This window comes from Streptomyces yokosukanensis (assembly GCF_001514035.1).
GTDB classification, from domain to species: domain Bacteria; phylum Actinomycetota; class Actinomycetes; order Streptomycetales; family Streptomycetaceae; genus Streptomyces; species Streptomyces yokosukanensis.
This window is the reverse complement of sequence record NZ_KQ948230.1, coordinates 36829-60501: the sequence shown is the minus strand read 5'-3', so window position 1 is coordinate 60501 and position 23673 is coordinate 36829. Positions and strand designations below refer to the sequence as shown.

The window sequence follows — 23673 nt, the reverse complement described above, 5'->3', positions numbered from 1 at the left end:
CGGGAATGTCAGCGGCGCGGCCCGGTCAGCGCGGGGCGGCTGGTGGTGCTCCAGCGCGGGACGCTGGCAGCGGGCCGGGCGGTTGGCCTGCGGCCGACGGCACGCTGGACGTCGAGCGGGGTCGGGGCTGGCGGCCCCGGCGGAATGATCGAGGTGATCTGGGCCTTGCCTTTGACGTAGCTGTAGGTGTCCTCTCGCCAGCGGGGCAGCGGGGCAGGGTCGGAGAGGCACTCGGTGACGGCCTTGAGCAGAGCAACGGGGGTGTCCGTGCTGGCGGTGGCATACCAGTAAGGCCGGTCGATGGAGGTGCCGGCCCACAGCTGCCAGCGTGCCTCTCGCGTGGTCAGCTCGGTTTCCGGGTCGAGGTCACCGGTCGTGTATTCGAGCCCGGCCAGCCTGTCGGGTGACTGGACAGCGAAGACCCCCCAGCGAGGCCGCTCGATGAGCCAGCCCCGTTTGATCAGTGGTGCGACCGCGAGGAAGGGGTCATGGTCCTTGCTCCCGGAAAGGGGCCTGGCCAAGTAGCTGTCCGGGCCCTGCTGGTACGCCTCGGCGAGCGCGGTGGTGAAGGCGATGACGAACTCCGTCGGGCAGGAGTCGTTGAAGCACACGCCCCAGACGGGCGGGCCGAAGGGGTCTTTGTAGGCGTTGATGCGCCACAGGCCGTCGTCCTCGCCCTCGGGAAGGTAGCCGAGACGGACCTTGCTGTCGGGCGCGGTCAGGTAGGCGTTGCCCAGATCGTCGTGGCGGAGTTCCCAGCCGAGGTTGCGCAGCGGCTCGAGGCCGGGATCACCGATCGCGGTGGCGCGGGCAAGGTAGCGCGGGGAGACGTAGACGTCCCCGTCGGTGGTGTCGTCGTGGGGTAGCACAGGGTCCTGGGACGGTGAGGTGGGGGCGGTTCACGCCGTGGCGAGCAGTGCCGCTTCAAGGTCGGCGGGCCGGCCGGTGTAGTGCAGCGCGGTCAGCCCCAGGCTGCGAGCGGCGTGGCAGTTGTCGGCGCGGTCGTCTACGAACAACACGCGCTCCGGGTTGCGGGCGCCGGTGGCCACAAGGGCGTGGTGGTAGACCGCCGGGTCGGGCTTGCACAGCTCCAGCCGAGCCGAGTACAAGGCCCGGGTCATCAGCTGCTGCCAGTGGTGGGTGTCGAGCACCTCGCTGAGGTGGCGGGGTGCGTTGGACAAGAGCACCATCGGCAGCCCCGTCCGGTGGACGCGGCGGAGGACGGCCAGGACGCGCTCGTCCGTTCCGGTCCACATGTCGGTGTCCGCGCTGAGGAGTTCGCGCAGGAGTCGGGGGCCGGGGTGGGAGCCGAGGACGCGGGCCCAGTACGCCCTGTCGCTGAGCTGGCCGGCGTCGTAGGGTTCGCGGGCGCTCCAGAAGGCGCGCTGGAATCCGGTGAGGTCGTCGTCAGGCCAGGACGCGGTGCGGGCGAGGCGGAGCCACTGGCTGCGGGTGGGATGCAGGCCGATGACGCCGTTGTAGTCGAGGATCACGGCGTCGAGGCCAGTGGTAGGGGTCAAGGGGTGGTGTTCTCCAGGGCGCGGTGGGCGAAGAAGCCGATGGCGGCTGCGAGGAGGGCGGGCAGCATCAGGGCCGTGGGCAAGGTGGTGGTGCTGGCGAGGGCGCCGATGAGTGCGGGGCCGGCCAGCAGTCCGAGGTAGCCGGTGACGGAGACCGTGGCCACGGCCTTCGGTCCGCCGGTCCCGGCGGCGGTGATCAGGGACGGGACGGTGCCGGACAGACCGAGTCCGAAGACCGTCCAGCCGGCCAGCGCCGCGGGCACGTTGTCGACCAGGACACCGACCGCCAGGCCAGTTGCGGCGAGCAGTGCGCCGGCACGGACCACTGTGTAAGCGCCGAAGGCAGTGGTGAGCCGGTCGCCGCTCAGCCGTCCCAGGGCCATGGCGGCGCTGTAGAAGGCGAACGCGCTCGCTGCGACGGCCGTGGTGGCGTGCAGGGAGTAAGCGTGGACGGCGGCCCAGTCGGCTGCCGCCCCCTCCCCCAGCAGACTTGCGGCCGCCAGTGCACCCAGCAGCCACAGCCTCGTGGGCGGCAGTGCCGCCTGGGCAGCGCCGAAGCCGGCGTCGGCAGGCGCCGGAGATTGATCGGTGCCGTGCAGGGCGAGGGTGCGCGGTCCGGCAGCGAGTACAGCAGCGATCAGCGCCAGGCCGGTCACCAGGAACAGGGTGCTGTGGCTGGTGCCGACGGTGGCGGCCAGGGCAGCGGCGCCGAGCGCTCCGAGCGAGTAGGCGGCGTGCAGGGAGGACATGATGGGCCGGCCATAGGCGTTCTGGCAGCGCACCGCGGCGGAGTTCGTTGCGACGTCCAGGACGCCGTGTGCGATGCCGAAGGCGAGTGCCGCCACGAGCAGCGACGACAGAGTGCGGCACTGGCCCAGAACGGCGAGTGTTCCGGCCATGCCGACAGCTCCCGAGATCAAGAGGAGAGGGAGCCGTTCGGGCCGGGCCAGCCGGCCGCCGCTGCACAGGCCGGCAACCATCCCGAGAGCGGCGGCGAGCAGGACAAGAGACAGCTGGGCGGTGCTGAGGTGGGCGGCCTGCTGGACGGCCGGCATCCGGGCGCCCCACACGGCCATCACCATGCCCAGGCCCAGGAAGTAGCAGGTGAGCAGCCCCCGGCTATGGCGGGCGGAGGCGGTGGTATGGCTCATGCAGCCCGACCGCCCGCGACCACGTAACCGGCTATGTGCGGTGTGACGTCGATGCGGAGGCTGCGGGCGGCCTGCTCGGCGCGGGCCTGGGCGAGGTCGGCGGTGGGCGCGGTGGTGATCAGGTAGCCGATACGGGCGGTGAACATGTCGCCGCCATCGGCCGGGAGGAGAAGCTGGTCGCCGATGTGGCGCTGGAAGTGGACGCGCTCCAGCCACGGCGGGCGCGGCCCGTCGAAGTCGAGGCGGCGCAGAATGCCGGAGGTTTCCGGGTAGATGAGCTGGATCGCGGCGGCCGAGTAGCGGGTGGGGGTGAGGTCCGGTGCACGGTCGCAGGCGATGTCGGCGGCGGCGCGCGGCAGGTCGATGCCGGTGGACAGACGGACCAGGTGGCCGATCATGTCTCCGGCGATCCTGCCGTTGACCTCGACCAGCCGGGGGCGTCCGTCGACCAGGCGCATCTCGACATGGGCGATGCCGTCGGTGATCCCCAGGGCACGGATCGCGGCCCGTGCCGCCGGGGCGACCACGTGGATCAGAGGATCGGCGGCGTCGACACAGTGGGCCAGTTCTTCGAAGTACGGCGGGTCGCTGACGGTCTTGTGGGTGAGGGCGACCACGGTGGTCTCACCGCGGTGGGTGACGCACTCGACCGACACCTCGGGCCCGTCGAGATACTCCTCGACCAGCACGCTGGTGCTCTCCCGCCCCAGACCGGCGGCCTTGTTGGCGAACTCGAAGGCGGCGGTGAGCTGTTCGGGGGTCTCGGCGCGGACGACGCCGATGCTTGCGGCATGCGCGGCCGGTTTCAGCACGACCGGATAGCCGATCCGCTCGGCCGCGCCACGTGCCTCCTGAAGGGTGCGGACGCTCGCCGAGGCGGCCGACGGGACCCCGTGCCGGGCGAACAGGGTGCGCGAGGTGGCCTTGTTGCGGCACGCCTGCATGGCCTCCGGGCCGGTGGTGGGCAGGCCGAGCTGGCGCGCGAGGCGAGCCACGGGCACGAGGTACCACTCGGTCCACGTGAACACTCCTGCCAGGTTGTAGCGTTCGGCCAGGGCTCGGCCGGCAGCGGACAGCGCCGCCTGATCAGTCGGATCGGCGACCACGCAGTCCCGGATGTACGGCACCTCCCACGACGGTTCCTCGCCGGTGATCAGGACGACGTCGTAGGCGGCAGCCACGGAATCAAGGCAGTAGCCGCGGTATGCCTCGGCTTCCTTGTCGGCGGCTGCGACAATCAGGACGACAGGACGGTCGGACAAGAACGAACTCCTCAAAGATCAGAAATGGACAGGTGGCCGAGGGGCTCTACGGGCTGCGCCGGCGGCGAACCTCGATCACGGACGCCCACTCCGGATGGGCGGCAAGCAACCGCCTGGCGTACAAGGCGGTGTAGTTGTTGTTCAGGCCCTTGACCCCATGCGGCCGGCGCCAGCGCAGAGCCTCGAACAGCGCTTTCATCCCGACACGCTCGGCTCCGGCAGCAAGACGCTCCTCGACGAGCCGTTCAAGAGCCCGGTAGATCCAGGGGTGCTGGGAGTCGAAGGCGCGGAACCGTTCGGTGATCGTGAGTCCGTCCCGGTGCGGAAAGTCGAGGCTGGGCAATCCGACCTGCACGGTGGAGGGCATGCGGGGGCGTCGGTTCCTTTCGGGACGAGGGCTCAAGCAGGGGTGGTGCGCAGGGTGCGCAGCCGGGCGAAGGCGGTGAAGAGGCCGAGGGCCTGCAGGAGGGAGGTGACGGTGACGGCGTGCCCGATCTGGCCGGGCGGGATGGCCGCGACCAGCAGACCGGCGAGGGGGAAGGGCACCAGGAGCAGGAGGATCGTCAGGCTTAGGGTGCTGCCGAACACCTCGGGCGGGATGAGGTGTGAGCGCAGGGTGCGCAGGACGACGGTGAGGCCGCCTTCGCCGGCCATCAGCAGGGCGATCAGCAGGACGTATCCCCGGTAGGTGTCTGCCTGGGCGACGGCGAGGGTGGCTCCGGCGGCGATGGCGGCAGCGGTGGCGCCGACCGGCCACAGCCCCCACCGGTCGATTGCCCGACGCGCGCAAGCGATGGCCAGCAGAGAGGCGACAGCAGCGGCGGACCAGATGAATCCCGCATCGGCACTGGAGCGCCCCAGCTCGGTGACCACGATCACCGGCATCGCCGCCTGCAGCAGGGCGATGGCCGTATTGGAGACGAGCAGGCCGCCCACCAGCCAGGCCAGGGCGGGAAGGGCACGCAAAGTGCCCCAGCCCGCCCTCACACCGCTCTTGCCCGGCGAGTCACCACTCGGCATGGCCGAGTTGTCGGGAAGCAATGTGGCGGCGAGCAGGGAGAGCGCGGCAAGTGTGATGAGCATAAGAGCCAGTCCGCCGTACTCCAGCAGCAGTCCTGAGACCAGGGGCCCGGCCAGCATGGTGGTCTGGTCGATGGCCAGCAAAACGGACTGCACCCGGTGCGCCTGGTCCCCGGCTGTTCGGCTCGCCTCGCCGCCGGCTGTCTCCGCAGCGATGTAGCTGCACTCGGTGAGGAAGCCGCTCACCGGTGCGAGCGCCATCACCGTCACCGCCGCCGGCACCCCGACGTCAGGCGCAGCCAGCAGGAGCGCGGCCAGCAGGACGACAAGAGCCCTGCCGACACACGCTGTACGGAAGATGCGGGCGACGCCGTGGCGGTCGACGAGGGAGCCGGCCACCGTGAACGCCACCAGGCGCGGCAGCCACTCCAGCGCGAACACAACGCCCGTCAGGGTCGCCGACCTTGTCGTCGCGACCACGATGAGCGGGATGCCGTAGGTGGTCATCGCGAATGCGGCGCCGTCAGCCGATCGGGGCAGGTAGACGCTGCGGAACAAGGGCGGGCGCCGGGCCTGCCGGGCTCTGACAGCCCTCACGCGGCCAGCACGGGCTCGGCGCCCTGGACAAGCTGCGGGTTCTCGCGCAACCACTGGGTAAGAAGGCCACGCGGACCGGCCTGCTGCTCAGCGGCCTCGGTAGCCGGAGCGCCTTCGAACTCCTCGGTGGCCTCCCGCGCAGTCAGAGCGATAGGCACAGCGAGGAGCGAGAGGGTGTGCTGAACACGGCCGGTGAAGTCGCACACCGGGGCCGGGAGACTGCGGCTGCGAGCCCAGCGGGCCATCGTGTCGTAGACGTCGGCCAGGCCCGATCCGGACGGTGTCAGGCTGAGGCCGACACCAGGACGGTGGCGGACCAGCCCGAGGGCGCGGGCCTGCTCGACGGCCTGACGCAGCTGGGCCACGGGCACGTCGGGGACGGTGCGAGTCAGGCTGCGCGGCGGGATGGGGCCGTTGTCGTCGATCTCGGAGACCAGGCGGATCAAACCGGGTGTGGACAGCATCGTGCAGGCGTGCCGGAGGCCGGCGGTCTCGAAGAAGGTAGTCATCGGCGCGGGCCTCCAGTCGGAAGTGCCGCCAGCGGGCGGGGCGGGGTGGCGTGGGAGAACAGAGCGGTGCGCTGCCAGGCCGGCGGCGTCTGGTCGGTCGGGTACGGTGCGGGCGCGGTCGTCGGGGCCGGCGTCCGTGTCTGGCTGCTGAGCCACATCCGCTCTTCAGGTGCGGCGCGGGGGCGCCCCCAGACCGGGTGCTCTTCGGCCTGGGTGATGGGCTGGCCGGCGGACCAGGCGGACAGGGCGCCCAGGACGGGACCGAGACCGTCGCCGGCGGCGGACAGACGGTAGGGCTGCCCGATCCCGTCGGTTCCGACGAGACCGTCGTCCACGAGCTGCCGCAGCGGTGGGTAGATATTGGTCCAGTCACTTCCGGGCATGACCGTCTGGGCCAGAGCCCGGCCGCTGGCCTCGCCCCGGATCTTGAGCACCCACAGGATCGCGGCGGCGTGCCGCCGGGTCAGAAGCGTGAGACTGTCCTCGACTTGCTCGATCGCGGGCAGCGGCTGGTCGGACTTCTCCAGATACCGCTCGGCCCAGGTGACCATCAGCGGCAGAACCGGCAGCAGTGTTGCGGCACGGTCGGTGTGGCCGTAGGTGACGTGCCGCGAGGTGTGCTCAGTGCGCTGGACGAGGCCGGCATCACACAGCTGGCGCAGCTTGGGGTGCAGCTGGCCGTCGCGCAGCCAGGACACCTTGGCCGCGAGTTCGCTGTAGCGCAGCGGCTGCCCGCTGAGGGCGAGCAGGATCCGTACGTTCCAGCGCGGAGTGATCATGGCGAGTGCCTCGGTGACCCGGGCGACGTCGGCATCGGTGTCGGGAGGCAGACCGGTCAGGGCCAAGGAAGAAGCTCCAGTGAGAGATAGGCGTGAGGGTCAGCGGCTCGGTGCGGCGCTCGCAGCCCCATTGGCAGGGGCCGTGGCCACTGCGGCAGAAGGCGAAGCCGGGGAGGGCGGTTCGGGCGGCTCGGGCGGCTCGACACGCACCAGGCTGTGCAGCACCGCCGACGCCGTCACCGCCTGGGTGTCACGTACGGCGACCGCTTCCGCGAGGCGGCGGGCGCAGTCGAGCACGTGCGGCACCTCGTGGGCGGTGATGTGCCGCTCGGGGTGGACGAGCTGCGCGAGGCGTTCGCGGTGGAAGGCGATGCTGCGCTCGGCAAATGCGAGCGAGTCGTGCAGGCCGAGGAGTGCGGAGAGCATGCCAGGCGGCTGGTCCTGGGCATGGGAGGCGAGGGCGGCGAGCGGGGCGCCGTAGAGGTCCTCGATCCGTCCGGCGATCTCGGCGGACGTCGGGTGGGTCAAGCGGGGGCTTTCACAGTCGGCGGCCCGTGGCCTCCCCGGCACCCTGGGGGGCCGGGGAGGCCACGGCTGATGGCAGTCGGTGGCCACGGGTCGGCTGCACGGTGCGGACGGCCCGGGCGCGTTGCCCGGGTGGGGGCATGGTGCGCAGCAGGTCATCCAGTGCGGCGCGGTAGCCGTCGCGGGCGTCGAGCGCCGCATCCAGCCACTGCGCGTCCATCCGCAGGTCCTCGGCGGACAGCTCGTCCATGTCACGGTCCGCGGCCATCGCCTCGTGGACGCGGTCACGGACCCGGGCGACCTGCTCCTCTGCGAGAGCCAGGAAGGAGCGCAGCTCCAGGGCCCGGGACAGCGCCGGGGATGCGTCGGGATGCACCGCTGCCGTGTACAGGTCACCGACCGGGACGCCGAAGACCTGGTGCAGCAGGTCGTCCGCGGAGCTGGGCTTGAGCCGGACGCTCACCGCGCAAGGCTCCTTCCCGGCTGCGGGGTGGTTGCCGGCCTCGGCGGAGGGCTGGTGGGCACGGCCGGTCCCTGACGCCCGCGCAAGCGGGCCAGCCGCCGGGCGGCCAGGTCCTGCTTGCCCACGGCGTCAGGGTCGAGGAGCCATCGCACGACCATGGCCCGCCCGTCGCGGGCGGTGACGGCAGCGTTGACGCGATGGGCCAACTCCATCGTCGGGTCGTCGACCTCACTGGGCTGGCTCTCCAGCGCGGCCACGAGGGTGTCCTCAGCTCGTTCCAGCACTGTCTGCGATTCCAGGAGAAGGCCGTGCCACTTGACCACATCGGTTGCAAGGGAGTTGGCGGTCGGCGCAGCGGCAACGGCGGCCTTCAACTGATGCATGCTCATCCCGAAATGAGTTTCGATCTGTTCGGTGAGCACTCCCACGACGTCGTCTATCGCGTCGGGTGAAGCGTCGGACAAGGGAGACTCCTCTTGGTAGGACACCGGAATCCTCTAACTGCCAGAAACGAGAGGCAATCGGACGCTCAAATGCGCCGAGACGCAGTCGAGTTGCTGGTGCACGCGCCTTAGTCGAGGCACATAGGGACGTCGCGGTAGACGTAGGTAGCGGACACCCAGCCCTTCACACCCGTCGTTCGGTCCGTGATGTAGCGCCAGTGGCCGCTGGTCTTGTGGACGGTGAACTTGTGCCCGCGGTACAGGATGCCGACCGCGGTGGACTTGGCCGACGCCTTGGAGCGGATGGTCACGGCCTTGGTGCCGATGACCCACGGGCCAGGGTCGTTGCAGGACTGGGAGGTCAGGGCGCTGCTCGGAGCGGCCGTGGCGGTGGTCGCCGCCGCGACCGGCAGGGCGAGGGCGCCGAGGATTGCGGCGGATACGGCAATGCGGTTTGCGCGCATGCGGAAAGAGCCTCCGTACGAGGGAAAAGGGATACTGGGGAGTGCCGAGCCCGGGGTTGTCCCGGTGGCCGTATAAGAGTCCGAAGAATCGCCGGTTTGGCCAACCGGCGATCATCGGCTATGTTTCGCCGCGCCGACCGGAAACTGGGCTTCAGCGTGAACGGCCCGAGGGCCGGGATGTCGCCGATTTCGGTGCGGGGGCCGGGCGGGACAGTGATGGCGTCGGTCGGACCGGTGGCAGAGCCTTACTCACGCCACCAAGGCGGTTGTCACACCATTGCAGGGCTTCTTCGACCGAAGCGAAGCCGCCCTCGCGCAGCGTGTGCGTTCCCGCCTCGATGTCGACTTCCTCGACCACGACGCGGAATGGGGACGGGGCGCGGTCGTCCAGGGACCGCAACACCGCGAGCGTGACGCAGTCGTCCGGGTCGTCTTGGGTGTAGGACCATCCGAGCGCGTAGTGGTCCCCGTCCCTCATGAGCCGTTGCTCCAAGGCCCGCGTCGCCTCGTCGGCCGACATAGTGCCCCGTTCGGGAGCGAGCGCGATGAACTCGGGCGGACAGCCCCGGTGGATCAGCCAGGACTGGGCCATCGAAGGCAGGGGCAACGTCGCCCGCTCGAAATCGAACGTCCTTCTCTGCTGGTCTCGTTGCAGGTAGAGAGCCACGTACTGCGGCACACCAGGGTGATCCCAGGTTGCCGAACCGTCGTACAGGACGTAGAAGCTGCGGGTGTCATCGGCGCTGTGGTGCTCGGCGAGTGAGACGAGCATGTCTTCGTTCACGCCGACGAGACGGAAGAACGCCGCGCTCATCTGCTCGTCGGCGTCGAGGCCATCTAGCCGGAAGTCCGGGGAGGCGCGCTGGCCGCAGCGATCGGCGGATGGGGATGGTTCGTGGGTGGGCAATGCGGTCTTTCGGGTCAGCGTCGTTGTGCCGGAGCGGGCGGCCATGCTCCCGGCCGCGCTGTCGGCAACGAAGCGTTGCTCGGCTTCGTACGGCGGCTGGCGGCCAGCGCGGCACGGCCGGTGTCGGTCAGGCTGACCGGCTGGCCGGCATGGACGGGATGGCTGGTATCGAGGGCGACCAGACCGGCGGACTGGAGCCGCTGAAGCTCGGCGTAGGGGACGCGGGTGCCCGAGGCGGTGGTCACCGACAGCCGACCGGTCAGGAGATGCTCGTAGAGCTTGGCGCCGCCGCGATGGCCAGCAGCGCTGCCTGATCAGCCGCAGTGATCTGTGCCTCTCCGCCACTTGGAGCTGATTGCGCGGCGGCTTCGATCGGCTCCAGCGCGTCGAGCACCCGCCGCATGGCGGCGTCGCGGGATGCTGCGGCGGCCTCCAGGTGGTCGACGGTGCGGTCGATCCGCTCGAACAGGGCGGCATCGACGGGGAACTCCCTAGAGGACAGTCGGTGCAGGAGGGTGCGGTAGAACGTGACGCCCGTCTCGGCCTGGGCCAGTTCCCGATGCCGGTCGACCAGCTCGGCGTGCGTCTCGTCGAGGATGCCGCGGTCGCGGTGGGCCCACAGGGTGTCGACGTCGTGACCGGTGACAGTCTCGATGCGAGGGTCGGGCGGGGATACAGCGCGCCGGGCAGCCGTGGGCTCCGGCTCGGGGGGGGATGGGCGGCTCCTTGGGGTCAACGGGTGTGAAGCGGGGTGGGGCTTTGCGCGGGGCGGGGCAGGCCCGGCATGGCGGACGGCAGCGGTGCCGGCCTGGTTACGGGACCGCGGGTGGCCAGCTGCGGGGAACGGGAGCGTGCCGCGTGGGTGCGGGCGCTGAGCGGTCGGCGGGACATTCCCAGGCGGCGGCCGACCTCGTCGTAGACGTCGTTGCCCGCCCGCGGCCGTACGGCGACCACGTGGATCTCGCGCGGGTGCGCCGAGGACTCGGGCGCCGGGCGGATGCCGTAGACGACCCGCCAGTCCTTACGGGCGTCCACGAACAGCTTGCGGTACCCCTCCAGGTCGCCGGTCAGGCGGAGCCCGAAGCGCTCGGCGTTCACTACTTCCTGCAGATAGGCGAGGGTGAGATCGCGGATGTCGGAGGGTGCCTGGAGCAGGTCGGTCAGGGCACGGGCATCGAAGCTCAGGCCGAAAGCCGGCTGCTTTCCCTCGCTCATGACGCCAGCTCGTACTCACCAGTCCCGGACGCTTCCGCCTCGGCGGACTCCTTCTCCGCACGGGCAGAGGGGGGCGGTCCGGGAAGGAGTCGGTGCGCGGGACGGTCCGAGGAGGTCATGCAGGCGGACAGGGGGCCGCCGGGTGCGCGGATCGCGGCCATGGCGTGGGTGAGGAAGTCGCGGTGCCACACGAACATGCCGGCCAGGCCCGCATCGGGGTCCTTGTGCTGCTGGTAAGCCAGCCACAGGGCATGCAGCCAGGCGACGACGTCGCTGTGCTCCTGCCATTGCAGGCACCAGGGCGCCGCCGTGGTGACCTCCGCCCCGTAGATCGGCAGGAGGAAGTCGTCGACCCAGTCCGATAGGGCGTCGAGTTCGTCCTCGTACGCCTCGCCCTCCAGTTCGAGGATGGGCCGGGGCTCTGGCGCAGCCGGTGCCGGGGGTCCACCGAACCCGGGCATGCCGAACGCCGCGAACGGCGAACCCCCAGGGGGCGGAGCGGCAGCGAGATGATCCAGCTGCCGGGCCTGCTCTGCGGTCTGTTCCATCAGCCGACGGACACTGGCTTCGATCCCCTCCAGCTGCGTGTCCGGGATGCGCACCGGCTCCAATTCTCCGTCAGCGCTGGGTTCGATGGATTCGGACATGCGAGAAATGACCTCCTGAGTGCCGCAGAGATGAGGACAGGCAAAGCCCGGTAGTGCACCGGCCGAATACGGCGGTCGAGGGTTCGTATGTGGCGGGGTGGTGGAGTCAGGCGGTGAGGACCATGTCGTCCTGGCCGAGTGTCTGGCGGATCGTTTCCGTCAGCCGGTCTGCGGCGATGGACGCGTAGTGCGCGGTCTTCTCCACGCCGATGAAGTCCCGGCCTTCGAGGAGGGCGGCCACGCCGGTGGATCCGGAGCCGGCGCAGAAATCGAGGACCGTGCCGCCTGGCGGGCAAATCTTGACCAGCTCGCGCATGACCTCGACGGGCTTTTGCGTGATGTGCTGACGCTGGGAGCCCGACGGCTGTGAAGCGGAGTACATGCCCGGCAGGTAGACCGGGTTCCGGGCGCCGTCGATGGCGCCCTTCGAGGCCCACACTATGAACTCGCAGTTCTGGGTGAAGCGTCCCTTCTGGGGCCGGGCCTGGGGCTTGTGCCAGGCCAGGACGCCGCGCCACAGCCAGCCGGCCGCCTGGATCGCGTCCGTCGTGATGGGCAGCTGGCGCCAGTCGGTGAACAGCAGGGCCGCGCCGCCGGTCTTGGTGAGGCGGTGGGCCTCGGTCATGATCTGCGTCAGCCAGAATCCGTAAGAGCGCTGGTCCATGTTCTCGCCGGTGAAGTCGGCCAGGGTGTGCTTGGCGTCGGCGGAGGTGTACTTCTGCTTGGCGGAGCGGCTGGTGCGCTCCTTCGCCGTGCGCCCGCCGGAGTTGTAGGGCGGGTCGGTGATGACCGCGTCGACGCAGTCGTCCGGGAGCTTGGACAGGACGCTCAGGGCGTCGCCCTGATGCAGGGAAAAAGGCAAAGAGGAACCCCGTTTCGGGTGGGAGTGCGTGGTGGAATGCCCGTCGCGTCGGCAAGCCCCATTGGCTGGGAATCGGGCATGAACAATGGCCATGGTCTGGGGACGGCGAGGGGGAGTTCAAAAACTGTAGACGCGATTCGGCCGACGACCAAGAAGTGCGCTACTGAGGGGTCGGATTCCGGCACCTCGCGCCGACTTTTTGGTCAACGGCCGATCTGGGCCTACTGTTTTTGGACCGCCCGGCGCACACCGCCGATGGCCCACTCCCCCCTCTGCCTCGTGGAGGTTTCCCCTGCCCCCGTACACCTAACTCACCTGTCGGCCGCGCACGGCGAGCGGCTACTCGCCTGTGCAGCCCTTCCTGATTCGCCCGCCCCCGGCCCGCTGCGCTCCCTTTCCATCACTTCCTGCGCTCCCGCGGCATGCCGGACACTGCACCTCGAAGGATGCCTGCATGACGTCTCGTTACCCGCCCCTGCCCGAAACCTATGATCTGCGCCTGGGCACCGCAGGTTGAAGGGGCTCGCCGCCGGCATCGGCGTCGTCTTCCTCTCCCCTCTTCTCCTTGGCGGTGGCGCCATGATGATGGCCACCTCCAGCGAAGCCGCCCAGAGCACCACCTCTTCGCTCGACTGCCTCTCCGACGTGGACACCAGCAAGATCGCCGATCAGGTCACCAAGATCCTCGACGGTGCGGACGCCTCCAAGGTGCACATCAAGGACCTGGACCTGCCCGGCGAGCAGATCCCGAACGCGCAGACCATCGTCGCCACCGGCATCAGCCTCGGCGTTCCCCAACGCGGGCAGATCGTGGCGCTGGCCACCGCGATGCAGGAGAGCCGGCTGCGCAATCTCGGCGGCGGCGACCGTGACTCTCTCGGCCTGTTCCAGCAGCGGCCCAGCCAGGGCTGGGGCACCGCCGCACAGATCCACGATCCCGTCTACGCCTCCGAGCAGTTCTACAAGGCACTGCTGAAGGTCCACGGCTGGCAGCAGATGACCGTCACCCAGGCCGCCCAGGCGGTGCAGAAGTCCGCCTACCCCAACGCGTACGCGCAGTGGGAAGCGCTGGCGACCACTCTGCAGAAGACGATCGCAGCGACCTTCCCCGACTCCGGGGAGAAGGAGTCCGGCAAGACCGACGACAAGCCCGCCCCCGCGACCGGCTGCGACACCGCCGACGGCTCGTCCTACGGGCCCATCCCCGAGGGCGCCGTCCCGAAGGGATACAAGATCCCCAAGGGCACCGATCCGCGGGCTCGCAAGGCGATCGTCTGGGCGATGCAGCAGCTCGGCACGATGTACCAGTGGGGCGGATCCTGTACCAACCCCCACGGCCCCGATGCCATGGCCCGCTGCGACTGCAGTTCCCTGATGCAGCAGGCGTTCGCACATGCCGGCATCACCCTCACCCGCACCACCTATACCCAGGTCGGCGAGGGCAATACCGTCTCGCCGAAGGCCCTCAAGCCCGGTGACCTGCTCTTCAGCCGTGGCACCGCGGCCCGGCCCGAGCATGTCGGCATGTACATCGGCGAGGGCTTGGTCATTGAGGCTCCCCGGACTGGCAAGCCGGTGCGGATCACGCCGATCAAGGACTGGGTCGTGCTCGCCGCCCGCCGCGTCATCTGACGCCGGCCCCTCTTACGCCGCTCGGCACACCCCCTCTTTCTGAACTCTCGCCAGGGCCTTCGGGCCTGCGCACGCAAGGAGCTCTCCATACCCGTGTCACCCCTCGCTGACCGTGTCATCCAGCTCGCCTACGATCCCGGCATCTCCCCCAAAGGCGGCGGCCTGCCGGGCCTGACCGTCCTGAAGAACGTCGTCAACAGCATCAATATGTTCGCGATCATCGCGGTCGTCGGCGCCCTGGCCGTCAGCCTCGCGGTCTGGGCGTGGGGCCACCACACCGGTGGTCACCAGGCCGAGGCCAACGGCAAGAAGGGCGCCACCGTCGCCGCCGGTGCAGCCCTCGGGCTTGGCGCCGCCAACGGCATCGTGGCCTTCTTCTCCGGTCTGGGGTCGCAGGTCCACTGATGCTCAAACGCCTCCCCGGATACGGCCTCGGCTGGTCGCTGAATCGCCGCGTCATCGTGATTGCGGTCGGCCTGACCTGCCTGCTCGCCCTGGCTGCCGCAGCGGCCATCTTCGCCGGACGCAGCAGCCGCTCCCACGCTGCCCAGCCCGTCCCGGCGCCGGCGCACAGCTCCACCTCTCCGACGCGACAGCCGTCCTCCGAGAGTGGCCCGGTGGCCGGGCCGCCGAGGATCTCCGACCCGGTGGAGTTCGCCAAGGCCGCCGCGAAGATGCTCTGGTCCTACGACACCCGCACCACCAGCCAGGCCCAGCAGCTGGCCGGCATGGAGGCGTGGATGACGAAGGAGAGCGAGTACGGCGACTTCACCTCGGTCGCGGCGCAGATACCGGACCCGGTGCTGTGGTCGCGGATGGCGGACCAGAAGCAGCACGCCACCGCGACCATCACCGAAGGCCACTACCCTGCCGCCTTCAAACAGGCTCTGTCCGAGGACCCGGCCGCGATCACCAAGGCGTACATCTACGCGGTCACCGTCACCGGCAAGCAGACGATCACCTGGGCCAAGGGCGGCGGTGCGGAGGACCGCTCGACCACCCTCGCCGTCCAGTGCCGCCCCTCGGCCGACTGCTCGCTGGTCGCCATCGCCCCGCGCGTCGCGCCCTGACCGAAAGGAGTCCTCATGGGGTTTTGTGATCTCCCCGTCGCGGACAAGGTCTGCGCGGTCGGCGAGGCCATCGACTTCGCCTCCGACCCGGGCAAGTACATCGGTGACTGGATGGCCAAGAGCGCCGGTGAACTCGCCGCGTCCGCAGCCGATCTGGCGTCCAAGGCCGTCGATGCCACCACGCGGGTCGATCTGAACGCGGGGTGGTTCCGCGACAACTACGAGACGATTCTGCCCATCGGCCTGGTCATGCTCGTGGCCACCTTCTGCGCGCAGTTGGTCCGTGCCGCGATCCGCCGCGACGGCCAGGCCCTGATCCAGGCGTTCACCGGCACCGCATCCGGTGTGATCTTCGCGTTCGCCGCCATCGCCCTGACCACCGTCGCGATCGAAGTGACCGATGCCTTGTCCGCCGGCCTCTTCCAAGCCGCGCACACGGACATCGCCTCAGCGGTCCGCCGCATGGTCAAGGTCGCTTCCTTGCCAGGACTTGCCGGGCTCGGCTGGCTCGTTGCCGTCTTCGCCGGCATCGGGGCAGCCATCGGCGCCTTCCTGTACTGGTGCGTGATGATGGTCCGCAAGGTCGGCATCCTGGTCATGGTCACCCTCGCCGTGTTCGCCGGAGCCGGGGGCGGCTGGGAAGTCGCGCGCCGCTGGCGCAAGGGCTGGATCGAGGCCACTGCCACCCTCGTGGCCAGCAAGCTGCTGATGACGATCGTCTTCGTCCTCGGCGTCGCGGCAATGGGCAAGACCGACGCCAAGGACGGCCTGGCCGCCCTGGCCGACGTCCTCGCAGGCATCGTCGTGATGATCCTGGTGCTGCTGTGCCCGTACGCCACGTTCAAGTTCGTGCACTGGGCGGCCGAGGGCTCCGACGGAGAAACGTTGCATCGTGCCGGCGGAGCCGGCGCGCAGTTGGCCAGGCAGCACGCCGAGCGCGCGGGCCGGAAGGCCGCGGCGATGGCGGCCACTGCCGGAACCGGCGGTGCCGCGGCCGGAGCCGCAGCAGCTCCGCAGGGGCCGGACACGGTGCCCGGCCAGGACGGGTTCCCTGGCGACATCGCCTCCCGCTCGGTCGGCAACGGACAGGACTCTGCCCAAGGCGGCGGCTCCGGTGGCTCTTCGGGTGGCAGTTCCGCCAAGTCCGGGGTGGAGCAGGCCGTCCAGCCGCCGCCGACCCACGTCGCTGACGACACCAGTGGCCAGATGGGCGGCAGCCCGACCAGCGCAGGCACCCCCAGTCCGAGCGGATTCGGCCAAGGTGCCGCAGCCGCTGGCCAGAGCGGCGGATGGCAGTCCGCTGCCCCGACCACGACCCCGCCGCCACAGGGCGCCCCGCCCGCCGCGGGCCAGACCGCCGGTACGAACTCCGCGGCGAACGGCCCGGCCTCACCGCCGCCGCCCGCGACCGGTCTCTGATCTCCTGCCCGATGCCCGATTCCTGGGGGCGGGAAGGTTCACGGTCCTTCCCGTCCCCGGGCCCTCGCTCCAGGAGCATCCTCCTTGTCCGACCTCGCCGTATCCCCGGCCACCGTCAAGTTCCCGCACCGCAGCCGCCGGGGCATCCTGCTCGGCCTCACCCTTCACCAGCTCGTCCTCGTCTCCGCCGCGCTGGCCCTGCTCCTGGTCACGGTCCTGACCACCGGGCTGCTCGGCGCCATCACCCTGTCCCCGTTGTGGGCGGCGGTGGCCGTCCTGGTCGCCGTTCGTCGGCAGGGCCGCTCACTGATCGACTGGGCCCCGATCGTCGCCCGCTTCGCCTGGCGCCGTCATAGTGGACAGACCCTGTGGTTGGCCCGGCCCGTCACCCGGCCCCGCCAGGACGGCATCCTCCACCTGCCCGGCACGGCGGCCTCCCTGAAGGTCGTCACTCCCGGCGACTCCGCCAACGGCGCTGCCGCCGTCCACGATCCGCACCAGCAGACCCTCACCGCTGTCGCCCGCGTCAGCAGCCGTGCCTTCGCCCTGCTCGACCCGGCCACGCAGAACCACAACGTCAATGGGTGGGGGCGTGCGCTCGCGGGCACTGCCCGCACCGGGCACGTCGCCACCGTGCAGGTCCTGGAACGCACCGTCCCCGACTCCGGTGACACCCTGGCCCGGCACTGGGCCCAGCACGGCCGGCCCGAAGCACCGGTCGCCGGGCAGGTGTACGCAGACCTGGTTGCCTCGGCCGGACCGGCCGCCGCCCCGCACGAGACGTACCTGGCGATCTCTCTCGACCTCAAGGCCGCCAAGCGCCTCATCTCCCAGGCCGGCGGCGGACTGCCCGGTGCGTTCACCGTCATGGAACAGACCACCGCCTCGATCGCCCAGGCCGCCCGGAACGCCGGGCTGATGATCACCGGGTGGCTGTCCGCGCGGGAGATCGCCGCCGTCGTGCGCACCGCCTACGACCCCAAGGCGCTCGCCGCGCTCCAGCAGTGGTCACCGACCGGCCGCGCGGAAGCCGACCCGGCCGCCGCCGGGCCCGTCGTCCAGGTCGAGGAGTACGACCGCGTCGCCACCGACTCCGCCCGTCACACCACTTACTGGGTGGAGAACTGGCCGCGCACCGAGATGGGCGCAGGCTTCCTGCACGGCCTGATGTTCACCGCCGGCGTGCGCCGCACCCTCTCCCTCACCTATGTCCCACAGAGGCTCGAGTCCGCGCTGCGCGACGTCCAGCGCAAGAAGGCCGCGATCATCGCCGACGCCTCCGAACGCGCTCGACGCGGGCAAGTCGACAGCGAAGAGGACTCCATCGAGTACGCCGACGTCAAAACCCGCGAGCGCCAGCTGATCGCCGGGCACGCCGACGTCGCCCTGACCGGCCTGATCACCGTCACCGCCGACACCGACGCCGCCCTCGACGCCGCCTGCGCACAGATCGAGACCGCCGCCGTCACCGCAGGCGTCGACTTGCGCAGGCTCTGGTACCAGCAGCCCGACGCCTTCGCCGTCGCGGCACTCCCCCTTGCCCGCACCACCCTCTAAGCCACCGGAACCGCACTGACACCGATCAACGACCGCGACGGTCTCCTCCGCGAACTGCAGGCCCTGCTGACCTCCTCCGAGGAGCTGGCCGCCCGCCACCGCGCCGTCCTCGACCAGTACCGTGACGCCGAAGGGGAGGTGATCGAGGAGAAGCTGCGCGAATACGACGACGCCCGTATCACCACGGCGATCGAGGCCAGTGACCACCTCGACACCGTACGAAACCGCCTCGCCCACCTCCTCGGCCCGCCAGCGCCAAGCCCCTTCACGCTGACGTTTGCCGGCCAGGAGCGGTACGCCGGGGAAGCCCCCAGAAGTTTCGTCGTCAACGCCATGAACCTCGATGACGCCGCCCGCATCCTGGCCGGCCTTCCCAGCTGGCATGAGTGGTACCTGGCTGACGCCGGGGCCCCTGACGGTCGGGGCGCGGACATCATCTATCTACCGGAGCAGAGCCATCCCGGCCTCCCGACGCGCGGCGAATACGTGGACCTGCGCGACGAGCAAGAAGCCGCTGCGTTGCCTTTGACCGGCGTCACCCGAACCTCGCGCGCCCGCCTCTCCGTTCCAGTGACCAGCTCGCCCCTGGTCTCCGCTCCCGCCTCCCCGGCGGCAAGGACCTCCCATTGACCCAGATCCGTCCCAGCGAGCCCGACTCGCACCCCTATCTGCGTGCTGCCACCGCGGGCGTCCGCCATCACATCCGCGCCCTCAGCCACCCCGCGCCTGCGCATCTCCCGGATCGGACGCACCTCGACACCCTCCACGCCCACCTCACAGAACTGCACCGGCTCCTCGACCAGCTGGCCGAGGCGGCACGGCCCCCGCATCCCGCAGCTGGACGACACCTTGCTGAGGCGCGCACCCGGCTGTGGCAGGCCACCACCGACATCCACGCGGCCTTCCACCTTCTGCCGACCTCATCCGCGGACTCCGCCGAGTGCGACCACCCCGGGCAGCTCCCCGAAGGGCCGCCCTTCCTCACCATCTGCCAGCGCCATCTCACCGCCGGGCACATCGTCCGTCGTAAGACCACCCCCACCGACCTGCACCGCGCACCGCACACCACCTCGTGCATGCAATGAGCACCATCCGCCGAATCGAGGGCCCCCGATGAACCACCGGCCCGCCCGCCGCGCCTCCGCCAGCCCGCTGTTCACCCCGCACGGCACCGACCGCGCCGCCCGGCGCGCCGCCCGCCGCCAGCTCGCCGAAGCCGCCGCCAAGGCACGCGCCGAGACAGCCGCCCACCCGGCCACACGCCCGGCACCGGACGAGCACGAGACGCCTGCACCGGTCTATCCGCCCGGCGGGCGCCCCGGACGGGCGTCCGCCCGAGGGAACCGGCTGAAGCTGCCCGCCCACCGCATGACCACCGCCATCGCGGCGGGCGCCTACCCCTTCCTCGCCGAAGGCGGGCTCGGCGCCGAGGGCATCTACATCGGACGCGACGTCCACGCCGAAGCATCCTTCGTCTTCGACCCCTTCGCGCTCTACGGCCGCATCGAGGGCTTCACCAACCCCAACATCCTGCTGGCCGGCGTGATCGGCCAGGGCAAGTCCGCTCTCGCGAAGTCGTTCGCCCTGCGGTCCGTGGCCTTCGGATACCGGGTCTACGTGCCCTGTGACCCGAAGGGCGAGTGGACGCCGGTCGCCCAGGCGCTGGGCGGCACCTCCGTCGCCCTCGGTCCCGGGCTGCCCGGCCGCCTCAATCCCCTGGACGCGGCGCCGCGCCCGGAGAGCATCACCGAGGCCGACTGGGAGGGCGAGATCCGCAAAAGGCGCCTGCTCCTGCTCGGTTCCCTGGCCCGGACCGTCCTGGGGCGGGACCTGCTGCCGATGGAGCACACCGCGCTCGACGTCGCCCTCGACGCCGCAGTCAGCCGCGCCACCGGCACTGGCCGCACGCCGCTGCTCGGCGACGTCGCCGCCGCCCTCAACAACCCGGCCCAGCTCGACAAGGCCACCGGGACGATGTTCGGACACCTCGGCGAGGCCGCCCGTGACCTCGCCCACGCCATGCGCCGCCTGGTCCACGGCGACCTCGCAGGCATGTTCGACGCGCCCTCCACTGTCCGCTTCGACCCGCGTGCGCCGATGCTGACCATCGACCTGTCCCGGCTCGGCGGATCCGGCGACGACACCGCCCTCGTCCTCGCCATGACCTGCGCCTCCGCCTGGATGGAGTCCGCCCTCACCGACCCGCACGGCGGCCGGCGCTGGATCGTCTACGACGAGGCATGGCGCCTGATGCGCCACGTCGGCCTACTACAGCGCATGCAGGCCCAATGGAAACTCTCCCGCGGACTCGGCATCGCCAACCTCATGGTCATCCACCGGCTGTCCGACCTGCTCACCGCCGGCGACGCCGGATCACAGGGCCGGGCGCTCGCCGAGGGCCTCCTCGCCGACTGCTCCACCCGCATCATCTACCGGCAGGAAACCGACCAGCTCCACGCCGCCGCCTCCCTGCTCGGCCTGACCTCCGTCGAAGTCGACGCCATCGCCCACCTCAACCGCGGCCGTGGCCTGTGGAAGGTGGCCAGCAGATCCTTCATCGTCCAACACCTTCTCCACAGTGATGAGTTGGCGTTGTTCGACACCGATGCCCGCATGCACTGACTGGACGACCTCGCCCACCGCACCGGAGACTCCTTGTCGCCACACCCCTCCACACAGTCCGACGGCCCCGCTCCACCCGGCGACCTATATCGCATGGCCCGCCGCGAAGCCGAGACCTTCCTGGCCAACCACCCGCTGCCGGACCAGCCCGCCCCCCTGCCGGACCTGACGCCGTACCTCCAGGCACTCCCCGCGGCCAAGACACCAGCGGAGGTCAGCGCCATCACCCACCAGCTGGTCGCCGCCACCGCACCCGCACTCGACCACATCGCCAGCCACTTCATCGCCGTAGCCCTGTGGGCCGGGACCGAGCACCGGCACACGCCCCAGTCCGTGCGCCTGCTGCGCGAAGCCGCCCTGAGCATCCGAACCGCCCTGGCCAAGGTGGCCCAAGCCGACCTGGAGAACCTGCGCGCCCACTACGCGCCACCGACAACGAGCGCAGAACCGACACGCACGACGTCGCCCTCGGCCACCACCTCGCCGGGCCCCACCGCCCCAGGGCACACGGCCGGGTCCCGCCGCTGACGTTCCCGCCCTGGCGCCCCCCTTCCGTCCCCAGGAGTAGCCACCTGTCCTCACAGACTCTCAGCACCTTCGCCACCGAACTCGCGGCGCGCCTCCCTGGGCAGTGGCACCGCCGGTACACCGGGTTCCCGCCGCCCCACGACCAGCCGCATGTCGCAGACCGGGTCTGGGACTGCGGGCCGACCCACTCGGCCCTGCTCGACTGGGACCCGCCGACCGCCTTCCTCGACGGGCCAGCCGGCGAACAGCTCTGCGTGATACCGCGCCCCCGCTACCCCCGCCAGTACCTGGTAGCGCCCCTCCAGCCCGAGGGTGTGCTACCGCACCACTTCCGCGGGGTGGAGGAGCCCAACGGCATCGCCGTCCCCGACGATCCGGTCCGTGCCGCCGCCCAGGTCGCCCGCCGTGCCTTGCCCCGCTACGCCGAAGCCCTGAACGCGGTCCGGCGCAACACCCTCCACCAGCCGGACCCACCGCACCGGGCCGCCGCGCCAGAGGTCACCGAGGCGCTCACACTGATCTGGTACCCCGACGGCGTGGTGGGCGCCCCGTCCGTCAGCGTGCCCACCGAAGCCCGCACCGTGCTGTACGGCTGCTACTTCCAGTACAGCCCGCACGAGGCGGCGTTCGTCCTGCCCGCCTCCTACACCACCGAGGCGCAAGCCCTGCTGCTGCAGAGCGCGGTCCGCCAGCTCACAGCCCAAGGCATCGGCGTCAACTTCCGGCACGCCGCCCCCACGCCATCCCGTCCGCCCCGCACAGCAGCACCGAAGCTGGGCGCACCGACCGGTGCGAGGCAGCCGGCCGCCCGGCGGTAGAACCGGGCCTCCCAGTGCAAACACCGTCGCTTTCCGATCCCGACCAGCAGATGCTGCTGCACGACGTAGCCGACCGGATCAACACCGTGGCCGACCATCTCCCGCTTCCTGACCAGGTCCATCCGGGCCCCGGACTCAGCGAGATCCTGGACGATGAAGTACGGCACCTGGCCCGACTGCTGGGCTACCTGGCCGGCGAAAGCGCCTTCCGCCACCGGGCCACTGCCCGCTATCCGCACCGGGTCACGCCGTCCCAGCGCCGCACCGCACTCGCCCTCGCCCATGCCGCTGAACCCGCCGGAGCCGCACTCGCCGCTCTAGGCGGTGCCATCCACTGCCTCGGCATCCTCGCCGATCTCAGCCACCAAGGTTCCAGCCGCGCCAGCAACCGGGCCGTCGCCACCGCGCACCAGCACCTCGTAGACCACCTCGCCGAGAGCCGCGCGCACCTCGCCCGTGCTGCCAAGCACCTGCGCATTGCCGCCGACGTCCGATCGATACGGCCAGCCACAGCACCGCCGACGGCCGCCCCGACCCGCACCCTCTGAATCCCGACCCCGGAGTGTCCCCATTCCCCTGCACACTTCTGTCCGCCGCACCGCACTCCTGCTCACCGCTGCGGCTGTCGCGCTGACCGCGTCCGCCTGCTCCCCCTGCAGCAACACCCACGACAGCACCACGGCCACCCGGCACCGCACCACGCAGCCCACGCCGGCCGCCGAGCCGGCGCTGGCGAAGCACGAGGCGCTGGCCCAGATCGCCCGCTACTCAAAGAGCAACAACAAGGCCAATGCCGCTGGCGACACCAAGCTCCTCGACACCATCGAGGACGGACCGCTGTACGCGATGTCGTCCGCGGACTTCAAGGAGGAGGCGACCCTGCCGAGGTCGGACCGTGAGCCGTACCGGCCGTGGTCGTACGACCTCGATGCAACAGATGTCTACATCCCGCGTGTTAAGCCGGGCCAGCAGTGCTGGTTCGGTGTTAAGCCGGGCCAGCAGTGCTGGTTCGCCGCCGTCACGCGCTCCGGCAGCAAGAAGCAGTACGCCCGCATGCTGGTCCTGGCGGAGAACACGAAGGCCAAGCGCTGGGAGATGGTCGCGGCCGTCGACATCGACGATCCCGAGCAGCTGCCGGGCATCACCCTCGACAAGGACGGCTACGCCACCGCGGTCCACGCCTCCTCCACCACGCTCGCCGCACCGGTTGGCGTGCTGCGCACAGCCATCGCGGACAACTTCGCCACCGGAGGCGAGAAGACCGGGAAGAAAGTCTTCACCACGACCGAGGCATCCCGGCGGCAGATCAAGGTCCACGACCAGACGACCCGCAAGTTTGGCACACGCGGCACCACCCGCTTCGAATCTGCCGATACGCAGTTCCCCGATGCGTACGCGCTGAAGACAGCTAGCGGCGCGCTCGTGATCTTTTCCCACACGCACACCCAGCACGACGCCGTCACCGCCCCGGGACTTCAGATCGTGCCGGACAAGATCGACCGCGCGTGGCTGAACGCCCCAGCCCCTGCCTTCACCTACACCTTCACCTGCTCGGACGTCGCCGCCGTCCCGGCCATGCCGAAGCCCTCCAGCCTGCTGGGCTACGGCTGCCGCCGCACGGACGCCAAGCCCACCGGGCCCGACTTCTCCCTCTAGGAGCTGA

General features: G+C 70.5%; 29 protein-coding genes. 12 read left to right on the top strand and 17 right to left on the bottom strand.

All coding sequences use genetic code 11. The annotated features are described in order from the left end of the window. Positions 1 to 8 precede the first annotated feature (8 nt). The 17 genes from AQI95_RS39540 to AQI95_RS39460 all read right to left on the bottom strand — a co-directional run bounded on the left by AQI95_RS39540 (position 9) and on the right by AQI95_RS39460 (position 12364). Entirely contained in the window at positions 9 to 869 is an 861-nt protein-coding gene (locus AQI95_RS39540) for an SPDY domain-containing protein (RefSeq protein WP_067135602.1), read from the bottom strand. A gap of 30 nt (positions 870 to 899) precedes the next feature. Further along, positions 900 to 1520 (bottom strand): HAD-IA family hydrolase, encoded by a 621-nt coding sequence (locus tag AQI95_RS39535; protein WP_067135600.1) that lies wholly within the window; start codon positions 1518 to 1520, stop codon positions 900 to 902. Then, entirely contained in the window at positions 1517 to 2671 is a 1155-nt protein-coding gene (locus tag AQI95_RS39530) for an MFS transporter (protein WP_067135598.1), read from the bottom strand. Before AQI95_RS39530 ends, AQI95_RS39535 begins: the two co-directional genes overlap by 4 nt. Continuing rightward, positions 2668 to 3933 carry an ATP-grasp domain-containing protein gene (locus tag AQI95_RS39525; protein ID WP_067135596.1) on the bottom strand — a complete coding sequence of 422 codons (1266 nt, stop codon included), beginning with the start codon at positions 3931 to 3933 and terminating at the stop codon, positions 2668 to 2670. Before AQI95_RS39525 ends, AQI95_RS39530 begins: the two co-directional genes overlap by 4 nt. 46 nt (positions 3934 to 3979) lie before the next feature. Then, positions 3980 to 4300, bottom strand: coding sequence for a hypothetical protein (locus tag AQI95_RS39520; RefSeq protein WP_067135594.1), 321 nt, complete (start codon positions 4298 to 4300; stop codon positions 3980 to 3982). 32 nt (positions 4301 to 4332) lie between these two features. Continuing rightward, positions 4333 to 5460: an MFS transporter gene (locus AQI95_RS39515; RefSeq protein ID WP_079071847.1), complete on the bottom strand. Its 1128-nt coding sequence runs from the start codon at positions 5458 to 5460 to the stop codon at positions 4333 to 4335. Positions 5461 to 5546: 86 nt separating this feature from the next. Then, the gene (locus tag AQI95_RS39510; protein WP_067135590.1) at positions 5547 to 6059 is read right to left on the bottom strand and encodes a hypothetical protein; all 513 of its coding nucleotides are present in this window, start codon (positions 6057 to 6059) and stop codon (positions 5547 to 5549) included. Then, positions 6056 to 6904, bottom strand: coding sequence for a winged helix-turn-helix transcriptional regulator (locus AQI95_RS39505; protein ID WP_067135589.1), 849 nt, complete (start codon positions 6902 to 6904; stop codon positions 6056 to 6058). Before AQI95_RS39505 ends, AQI95_RS39510 begins: the two co-directional genes overlap by 4 nt. Before the next feature lie 33 nt (positions 6905 to 6937). Continuing rightward, a complete protein-coding gene (locus AQI95_RS39500; RefSeq protein WP_067135587.1) occupies positions 6938 to 7366 on the bottom strand; it encodes a hypothetical protein in 429 nt (142 codons plus the stop codon). Between the two features lie 10 nt (positions 7367 to 7376). Continuing rightward, positions 7377 to 7826, bottom strand: a complete 450-nt coding sequence (locus AQI95_RS39495) for a hypothetical protein (protein ID WP_067135585.1) — start codon at positions 7824 to 7826, stop codon at positions 7377 to 7379. Then, the gene (locus AQI95_RS39490) at positions 7823 to 8290 is read right to left on the bottom strand and encodes a hypothetical protein (protein ID WP_067135689.1); all 468 of its coding nucleotides are present in this window, start codon (positions 8288 to 8290) and stop codon (positions 7823 to 7825) included. Before AQI95_RS39490 ends, AQI95_RS39495 begins: the two co-directional genes overlap by 4 nt. Before the next feature lie 107 nt (positions 8291 to 8397). After that, on the bottom strand, positions 8398 to 8733 hold the full coding sequence (locus AQI95_RS39485) for an SH3 domain-containing protein (protein WP_208614378.1): 336 nt from the start codon (positions 8731 to 8733) through the stop codon (positions 8398 to 8400). Positions 8734 to 8884: 151 nt separating this feature from the next. Continuing rightward, positions 8885 to 9685: a hypothetical protein gene (locus AQI95_RS39480; protein ID WP_067135583.1), complete on the bottom strand. Its 801-nt coding sequence runs from the start codon at positions 9683 to 9685 to the stop codon at positions 8885 to 8887. Between the two features lie 214 nt (positions 9686 to 9899). Continuing rightward, positions 9900 to 10376 (bottom strand): hypothetical protein, encoded by a 477-nt coding sequence (locus AQI95_RS39475; protein WP_341849501.1) that lies wholly within the window; start codon positions 10374 to 10376, stop codon positions 9900 to 9902. Then, a complete protein-coding gene (locus AQI95_RS39470; RefSeq protein ID WP_067135581.1) occupies positions 10373 to 10855 on the bottom strand; it encodes a hypothetical protein in 483 nt (160 codons plus the stop codon). The genes AQI95_RS39475 and AQI95_RS39470 overlap by 4 nt, the downstream gene beginning before the upstream one ends. Continuing rightward, the gene (locus AQI95_RS39465; RefSeq protein WP_067135685.1) at positions 10852 to 11403 is read right to left on the bottom strand and encodes a DUF4913 domain-containing protein; all 552 of its coding nucleotides are present in this window, start codon (positions 11401 to 11403) and stop codon (positions 10852 to 10854) included. Before AQI95_RS39465 ends, AQI95_RS39470 begins: the two co-directional genes overlap by 4 nt. Before the next feature lie 205 nt (positions 11404 to 11608). Further along, positions 11609 to 12364: a DNA-methyltransferase gene (locus AQI95_RS39460; RefSeq protein WP_067135579.1), complete on the bottom strand. Its 756-nt coding sequence runs from the start codon at positions 12362 to 12364 to the stop codon at positions 11609 to 11611. Between the two features lie 513 nt (positions 12365 to 12877). Between AQI95_RS39460 and AQI95_RS39455 the strand changes: the two genes are divergently transcribed. From AQI95_RS39455 to AQI95_RS39400, 12 genes are all read left to right on the top strand, one after another. Continuing rightward, a complete protein-coding gene (locus AQI95_RS39455) occupies positions 12878 to 13996 on the top strand; it encodes a C40 family peptidase (protein WP_067135577.1) in 1119 nt (372 codons plus the stop codon). An 87-nt stretch (positions 13997 to 14083) separates the two neighbouring features. Next, a complete protein-coding gene (locus AQI95_RS39450; RefSeq protein WP_067135576.1) occupies positions 14084 to 14401 on the top strand; it encodes a DUF6112 family protein in 318 nt (105 codons plus the stop codon). Further along, on the top strand, positions 14401 to 15066 hold the full coding sequence (locus AQI95_RS39445) for a hypothetical protein (RefSeq protein WP_067135574.1): 666 nt from the start codon (positions 14401 to 14403) through the stop codon (positions 15064 to 15066). The genes AQI95_RS39450 and AQI95_RS39445 overlap by 1 nt, the downstream gene beginning before the upstream one ends. 15 nt (positions 15067 to 15081) lie before the next feature. Next, positions 15082 to 16485, top strand: coding sequence for an SCO6881 family protein (locus AQI95_RS39440; protein WP_067135572.1), 1404 nt, complete (start codon positions 15082 to 15084; stop codon positions 16483 to 16485). An 84-nt stretch (positions 16486 to 16569) separates the two neighbouring features. Continuing rightward, complete coding sequence (locus tag AQI95_RS39435) at positions 16570 to 18042, top strand: SCO6880 family protein (protein WP_067135571.1); 1473 nt, start codon at positions 16570 to 16572, stop codon at positions 18040 to 18042. 138 nt (positions 18043 to 18180) lie between these two features. Continuing rightward, entirely contained in the window at positions 18181 to 18672 is a 492-nt protein-coding gene (locus AQI95_RS39430; protein ID WP_067135569.1) for a hypothetical protein, read from the top strand. Beyond that, positions 18669 to 19127, top strand: a complete 459-nt coding sequence (locus tag AQI95_RS39425; RefSeq protein ID WP_067135567.1) for a DUF6238 family protein — start codon at positions 18669 to 18671, stop codon at positions 19125 to 19127. Before AQI95_RS39430 ends, AQI95_RS39425 begins: the two co-directional genes overlap by 4 nt. Positions 19128 to 19155: 28 nt before the next feature. Continuing rightward, on the top strand, positions 19156 to 20664 hold the full coding sequence (locus AQI95_RS39420; RefSeq protein WP_067135565.1) for a VirB4 family type IV secretion system protein: 1509 nt from the start codon (positions 19156 to 19158) through the stop codon (positions 20662 to 20664). A gap of 93 nt (positions 20665 to 20757) precedes the next feature. Then, positions 20758 to 21192 (top strand): hypothetical protein, encoded by a 435-nt coding sequence (locus tag AQI95_RS48155; RefSeq protein ID WP_167361988.1) that lies wholly within the window; start codon positions 20758 to 20760, stop codon positions 21190 to 21192. Positions 21193 to 21446: 254 nt separating this feature from the next. Beyond that, complete coding sequence (locus AQI95_RS39410) at positions 21447 to 22010, top strand: hypothetical protein (RefSeq protein ID WP_244189012.1); 564 nt, start codon at positions 21447 to 21449, stop codon at positions 22008 to 22010. Between the two features lie 50 nt (positions 22011 to 22060). Next, positions 22061 to 22558: a hypothetical protein gene (locus AQI95_RS39405; protein WP_067135561.1), complete on the top strand. Its 498-nt coding sequence runs from the start codon at positions 22061 to 22063 to the stop codon at positions 22556 to 22558. Further along, entirely contained in the window at positions 22488 to 23666 is a 1179-nt protein-coding gene (locus AQI95_RS39400; RefSeq protein WP_244189011.1) for a DUF8094 domain-containing protein, read from the top strand. The genes AQI95_RS39405 and AQI95_RS39400 overlap by 71 nt, the downstream gene beginning before the upstream one ends. Positions 23667 to 23673 lie beyond the last annotated feature (7 nt).

What these genes read in the sequence shown, in the direction of transcription:
- AQI95_RS39530 (WP_067135598.1), bottom strand. Translation starts at nt 2,671, where the DNA reads ATGAGCCATACCACCGCCTCCGCCCGCCATAGCCGGGGGCTGCTCACC.
- AQI95_RS39520 (WP_067135594.1), bottom strand. Translation starts at nt 4,300, where the DNA reads ATGCCCTCCACCGTGCAGGTCGGATTGCCCAGCCTCGACTTTCCGCAC.
- AQI95_RS39515 (WP_079071847.1), bottom strand. Translation starts at nt 5,460, where the DNA reads ATGACCACCTACGGCATCCCGCTCATCGTGGTCGCGACGACAAGGTCG.
- AQI95_RS39510 (WP_067135590.1), bottom strand. Translation starts at nt 6,059, where the DNA reads ATGACTACCTTCTTCGAGACCGCCGGCCTCCGGCACGCCTGCACGATG.
- AQI95_RS39485 (WP_208614378.1), bottom strand. Translation starts at nt 8,733, where the DNA reads ATGCGCGCAAACCGCATTGCCGTATCCGCCGCAATCCTCGGCGCCCTC.
- AQI95_RS39480 (WP_067135583.1), bottom strand. Translation starts at nt 9,685, where the DNA reads ATGGCCGCCCGCTCCGGCACAACGACGCTGACCCGAAAGACCGCATTG.
- AQI95_RS39470 (WP_067135581.1), bottom strand. Translation starts at nt 10,855, where the DNA reads ATGAGCGAGGGAAAGCAGCCGGCTTTCGGCCTGAGCTTCGATGCCCGT.
- AQI95_RS39465 (WP_067135685.1), bottom strand. Translation starts at nt 11,403, where the DNA reads ATGGAACAGACCGCAGAGCAGGCCCGGCAGCTGGATCATCTCGCTGCC.
- AQI95_RS39445 (WP_067135574.1), top strand. Translation starts at nt 14,401, where the DNA reads ATGCTCAAACGCCTCCCCGGATACGGCCTCGGCTGGTCGCTGAATCGC.
- AQI95_RS39440 (WP_067135572.1), top strand. Translation starts at nt 15,082, where the DNA reads ATGGGGTTTTGTGATCTCCCCGTCGCGGACAAGGTCTGCGCGGTCGGC.
- AQI95_RS39420 (WP_067135565.1), top strand. Translation starts at nt 19,156, where the DNA reads ATGAACCACCGGCCCGCCCGCCGCGCCTCCGCCAGCCCGCTGTTCACC.
- AQI95_RS48155 (WP_167361988.1), top strand. Translation starts at nt 20,758, where the DNA reads ATGGCCCGCCGCGAAGCCGAGACCTTCCTGGCCAACCACCCGCTGCCG.
- AQI95_RS39405 (WP_067135561.1), top strand. Translation starts at nt 22,061, where the DNA reads ATGCTGCTGCACGACGTAGCCGACCGGATCAACACCGTGGCCGACCAT.